Raw genomic sequence first — 5,477 nt, forward strand, 5'->3', positions numbered from 1 at the left:
GCCCAAATAACATAAATGCTTTCCGGCAGTCCACTGACAAAATCGGTTAGCGCTGTCATTTCTTGCATAGTCAAAGGCTGCTGGCCATCTTTGTTGAAATATAGGAAAATCGAAATATGTTCGACTGTATTGAGTATTGATGAAGTCAACGCGCCTTTAATACAGTCTACAGCTTCTGCGATACGTCCTTCACCATAGCCCATTACTGCCTTGATGAAGAAATGCTTTGTGTCGGCAAGGGTCGCTCGCAAATCGTTGAAGTCGTATGCAATCATACCTTGTGTTACTATCGGCTGGAGGATTGCTTTTATTAAGTCAGGGGTCTCAGTGCAAGAGGCTTCTGATACCACGCTGTCATAACAATCCAAATCGGCATTGTCAAGCAAGCCAAGGGTCAGGACTCCGGCATCATGGAATGTTTTGGCAATACTGTTCGCGTGATCTTCGTTGTCTTTTGCCACAATGATTACCATCTTATCCTCATCGGTTGGGACACACTCAAAGGGTTCAGTTAATACTGTGGCAGACACACAATCGTATCCGTATGACTTTACTGTCTCGATTATTCCTTTTGTTGCCTCCCCGATGCCAATTACGCGGAAGCTGGTGGGGAGACTCATATTGCAAAACCTATTTAATATATTATTGTCACTCATCTTCATTTTGACGATATGGTTTAATTATGTAATGCAGTGATAGCCAGTTATCAGCTATCACTGCAAAGATTTGTCAGAGAATTAGAGTATTCAAACGATTGATTATAGTAATTTTAATGCTATTGCCGCACAAGCCTCAGCGTCACAAAGAGCATGATGATGATTTTCCATGTCATAGCCGCAAGCTGCTGCCGACAGATGGAGTTGATGACTCGGAATGTCAAGACAACGCCTGGAGGCGGCAAGAGTGCAATAAAATTCGTAACCGGGGTATTCCATACCATATTCCTCGAATACCGCCTTCAGGCAGCTTTCGTCAAAGGGCCTGTTGTGGGCCACAAGCGGCAGACCTTTGATTCTATCAGCAACTTGTGCCCACACTTCCGGGAATGTCGGCTGCCCGTCAGTGTCGTGCCGGGTGAGACCGTGAACCTCAGTAGTCCAGTATGTATAGTAATTAGGGGCGGGCTTAATAAGACTATAAAATCTATCAACTATCTCACCACCTCGCACGATTACTATACCAACGCTGCACACGCTGGAGCGTCGGCCATTGGCTGTTTCAAAGTCTATTGCTACAAAATCTTGCATTGTCAGTCGTTATTATAGAGTTCATACATATCTGAAATCCAGCCTTTCATAGTCTTGCGAAGAGAAGCCGGACTTACGACCTCTATCATAGACCCAACATGGAGCAACTTCATTATGAAGTCATACGTCGGCGATAGATACAACTCAAAATCAGCATATTCGCCATAGTCCTCAATAAGTCGCTGACTATGATGAAGTGGAAGTGATTTCAGATAATATTTATGGTCTTCGTTGGCACGAATAACTATTCTCTCTGGCTTGACATCGTATCCGATAACTACGCCAAATTTAGTTGCGAAATACTCTGTCGCATCAAAATCTTTTGGCAACTTGAAGAATGTTTCTGTTGGTTCTACGCTCTCCAGACGGTCAAGACCATAAATCTTTATCTCGTCACGGTTATTGTGACCAAGCACATACCAACGGTTGTCAAACAGTTTCACACAATACGGCTCAATGGGGAAGCTGTAGCTATGCTCTTTCTTGAACGGACGATATGAGATATTCACGACTCGGTTCTCTTTTATTGCCTCCAAGATGGTAGTCAGATGATCACGACCGGAAGGAATCTCGTCAACCAATATACGTCCCTTCAAAGAGAGGTTTTCTCCGATGACGTTGCCAACGGCAAATGAATCAAGCATCCACTTTTTGAGCTTATCCTCGTCAATATCCTCCGGATTGGAGATATAGTATAGATACCCGCCAACCTTCTGGCAATCAATCATTATTCCAAACTGCTCATAGATTGCATCGCGCCAGCGGTTGAATGTGGCACGGTGAAGTTCGTGTCCGTCACTGAAATCTTTATTTAGTGACCAGCGGTCGGAAAGATCCTTATGCGAAATCTTCCCGGCACGGCGAATTGTATCAATCAGCCAAGTGTATTTTTTCAGTTGGTTCATATCTATTTTGAGTTTTTCTGTCCGGAATCGGTCCTGAGTCGATAGGGTTGGGATACTAAAAAACCGCAGAATACATTGATATTCTGCGGTTTGTCTTGATTTTGTCTTGTGTTGGCCGGAGAGTGTCCGGTACACATAGTGGAACTGGAGGGGATTGAACCCTCGTCCAAACGCGGAATCAATAAGCCTTCTACATGCTTAGTCTGCGAATTGATTTTTGTGTTATCACAGGCTCGCGACAACCAATAATAACCTTAGTTCCTAAATCTCGGAATTACGCCGGAACAACATAATTCCTATTTCCGAATTTCTCTGCACCTCCTTGTCCAAACGTCTCGGAACCGGGCAATGGGGAGATGTCTCGTTCACCTCACTTTGAGGCAAATAAAGGAACCCTACTGTACTTCAGGTTACGCAGCGAGAGCGTAATTGTTATTTTCGCCAATTATAGTTCGACGATCTTGCGATTATAGAGCTTGAACGCCAAAGCTCTGCATGCTTACCTACCGCTTCTACACGCTGTCAAAGCCAATCAGTCCCATAAAATCTCATGGTTTGCAAATATATAAAATTAAAACGGCATACATACATCATCTGTATGCCGTTTTAATTTTATATAACTATTATTAACACAATTTAACTCAAAATGACAGCCGGAGCTAAATTCCTTCAATCTTCCCGTTTATTTCAATCTCCTACATATTCTATCTTTACTACTACCTTGCGGCTCTTTTCTTCCGCCCCATCATCTCTAACAGAAGGCTGATGAAGGTCTGAAGGAAAAAAGAGAAAGAATGACTCTGGTCCTGCTTTATAATATGATATATCATCTGATGTCCAGAACGCCACCTCGCGAGCGGGGTTATATTCCATCAATACTTCAGGATTTTTCGCAAGTCCCATCAGTTCATTTCCTTGAAGCGTGTATTGAAGATCTATAAATCTGCGGTGACTCTCCACTTTCACATTCTCTGCAAGACGTGGCACATACTCGCTTATTGTCACCCAGCATCTGCCCTTCATTATGTCGTGGTTTCCGATAGCAAGCGCATTAAGATCCGTTTTGGCAAGAAATCCGAACATAGCATCCCATAGTTCTCTGTTTTTTTCATACTGCGACTTGAATTCATCAATATTCACGGAAACATCCGGATCAACGTTGAATCCATTTCTCCATATCCCGCTCTCAATCCAATCTTTAGCATCGAGGTTATCCTCTCCCCGGGAAAAGACACTGTTAGAAGCTATAAGCATAAACAATAAAATTAATTTAAAAATTCCAGTTTTCATATCTTTCAATTGACAATAAATGAGAATCTGTCATATGACTCATTACGCCATGCCAGATGCTTTGTCTGTCCTGAAGCACCAAAAAGCGGCGAGTATGTGCGAACTTCCACTGTCTTGCCGTCAGGCATGAATTCAAGCAGACGAAGAAAGCCCTCTCCGCCGTTGCCGCTCATTCCTCCGCCGATGCCCTGGCAGTTGAACATCATCTGGTGAACATTGCGTCCTGCTGAATTCTTATCAGTTCTGAATCCGGTGGTGTAGTCATATCGCTCATTGGGCACAGCATAATGTCCGCAGAGAACCATCACTATATTCTTTGCCGGATATACAAGTTTCTGCCATATCTGCTCTCCGGAATTTACATCCTGAAGTTTGTATCCCACAGACTCATAGCGACGTGCATCATAACCGGTAATATAAGCATGTGTCAGCAATATCACCTTATGCTCCTTGAAGCGCTCGGAGTCAACAAGATTCTTCGCCCACTCTATGACTTCGTCACGCGGAGCAAACTCAAGAGCCACTATCAGAATCTTACCCCATGCAGAATCGGAAATCTCCATTGCCGCATTCTCAAGAGTCTGCTGACCGTTGCGGTTTATTGTAGACGCCACAAGCGTCTTGTCCCATTGCGTGAAATTACGGCTTACATTAAAGAATTCGGGGAAACGGGTCATGGAGTTTTCAGCACGCAGATAACCATAGTCATGATTGCCCGTGCAGATCAAATATGGCACACGATTGTCGAGTCGCGCGAACTCCCGCGATACGAAATCCCACTGCATCTCACTCGGAAGATTTCCAAACCGGGGAAACGGAGGCACGATATTTTCGTTTTGGTCTACAAGGTCGCCGGTGCAAAGAACCGCCTTCACATTCAAAGTGTCAAGATGATGCTGAGTCCATGCCATCATCATGTCGAATATTGGTTGATTATAATCGAACTTCGTATAACTCTGAGGATCTCCGAGTAGAACGATATTGAACGAGTTGTCATTCAATGGACCTTGTCTGTTGTGGTCAACCTGCGCGAAAGTCGCGACAGATGAGACCACAGCTAACAAAAATATACATAACTTTTTCATGGTTCTGTTGAAAATTTATAAATACATGTCTGAGAATATACGTTGCCCGGCAGAAGCTCTACCGATGGGAAATGAAGATTATTGGGTGCATCTGGAAAACACTGGGTTTCAAGGCACAGCGCACAGCGATGTGTATAAACGGCATCATCCATACCCACCACACCATCCAGATAATTACCCGTATACATGACCATTCCGATTTCTGAGGTAATCACATCCATCACACGTCCAGTATGCAGGCTTTTAAGTCTCGCGGCATGTGTAAGTTCCTTATGCTCACGCTTCCTCAAAACGAAAACATGATCATATCCTTTACCATACTGAAGCTGGATATGATTCTCTCCTATTCTCTCTCCTATCGTTCGCATCTTGCGAAAATCGAATGGCGTACCCTCGACCCTGAGAATTTCTCCTGTATGGTTGGTATTGACATCTGTCGGAAGATAAAAGTCGGAATCTATCTCAATCTGATGGTTCTCGATCGAAGACATAGGTTTCTTTATACCATCAAGATTGAAATAGCCGTGATGTGTCGGACAAAACAACGTAGGAGAATCAGCAGTCGCATGGTAATCTATACGCAACGCGTTGTCATCCGTAACTGTAAACGTAACGGAAACATACATATTTCCGGGAAATCCCGCCTCTCCGTCCTTATATCTGTAACTGAGACAGACTGAATTCTCCGCTGTCTGCTCAGATTCCCATATAACAGTATGGAATCCTGCAACTCCTGAATGCAATGTGTTAGGCACCGAATTAAGAGGCAATGCGAAATCTTTCCCCTTCACTCGGAATTTTCCGTCAAGAATACGACCCGCCACAGGACCGATCAAAGCACCGATATACCAGTCTCTTGCAAGTGTTCTCGCCATCTCAAGCGAATCCGCCCCCAGAACCACATTGTCCATATTTCCGTCACGATCCGGAACCATGACAGACAATACGAT

The 5,477-nt window shown here is 44.0% G+C and carries 5 protein-coding genes, 1 other RNA gene and 1 pseudogene; all 7 read right to left on the reverse strand.

Features of this window, described 5'->3' with window-relative positions; genetic code table 11:
- Positions 1-620: pseudogene (locus JX312_RS08550) on the reverse strand (hypothetical protein); the annotation flags it as partial.
- A 138-nt stretch (positions 621-758) separates the two neighbouring features.
- Positions 759-1,247, reverse strand: coding sequence for a 3'-5' exonuclease (locus JX312_RS08555; protein ID WP_124030424.1), 489 nt, complete (start codon positions 1,245-1,247; stop codon positions 759-761).
- A 2-nt stretch (positions 1,248-1,249) separates the two neighbouring features.
- Positions 1,250-2,152, reverse strand: coding sequence for a YafY family protein (locus tag JX312_RS08560; protein ID WP_204457703.1), 903 nt, complete (start codon positions 2,150-2,152; stop codon positions 1,250-1,252).
- Between the two features lie 136 nt (positions 2,153-2,288).
- Positions 2,289-2,692, reverse strand: a transfer-messenger RNA (tmRNA) gene (gene ssrA / locus JX312_RS08565).
- Positions 2,693-2,839: 147 nt separating this feature from the next.
- Positions 2,840-3,406 carry a YhcH/YjgK/YiaL family protein gene (locus JX312_RS08570; protein WP_239653863.1) on the reverse strand — a complete coding sequence of 189 codons (567 nt, stop codon included), beginning with the start codon at positions 3,404-3,406 and terminating at the stop codon, positions 2,840-2,842.
- Positions 3,407-3,447: 41 nt separating this feature from the next.
- Positions 3,448-4,527 (reverse strand): metallophosphoesterase, encoded by a 1,080-nt coding sequence (locus JX312_RS08575; protein WP_204457705.1) that lies wholly within the window; start codon positions 4,525-4,527, stop codon positions 3,448-3,450.
- On the reverse strand, positions 4,524-5,477 hold a 954-nt coding region (locus tag JX312_RS08580), incomplete at its 5' end, for an aldose epimerase family protein (protein ID WP_204457706.1). The genes JX312_RS08575 and JX312_RS08580, both read right to left, overlap by 4 nt.

Source organism: Barnesiella sp. CU968 (genome assembly GCF_905219685.1).
In the GTDB taxonomy this organism is placed as follows: Bacteria; Bacteroidota; Bacteroidia; order Bacteroidales; family Muribaculaceae; genus Lepagella; species Lepagella muris_A.

Coding starts and splice junctions, on each gene's coding strand:
- JX312_RS08555 (WP_124030424.1), bottom strand. CDS start 1,247: ATGCAAGATTTTGTAGCAATAGACTTTGAAACAGCCAATGGCCGACGC.
- JX312_RS08560 (WP_204457703.1), bottom strand. CDS start 2,152: ATGAACCAACTGAAAAAATACACTTGGCTGATTGATACAATTCGCCGT.
- JX312_RS08570 (WP_239653863.1), bottom strand. CDS start 3,406: ATGCTTATAGCTTCTAACAGTGTCTTTTCCCGGGGAGAGGATAACCTC.
- JX312_RS08575 (WP_204457705.1), bottom strand. CDS start 4,527: ATGAAAAAGTTATGTATATTTTTGTTAGCTGTGGTCTCATCTGTCGCG.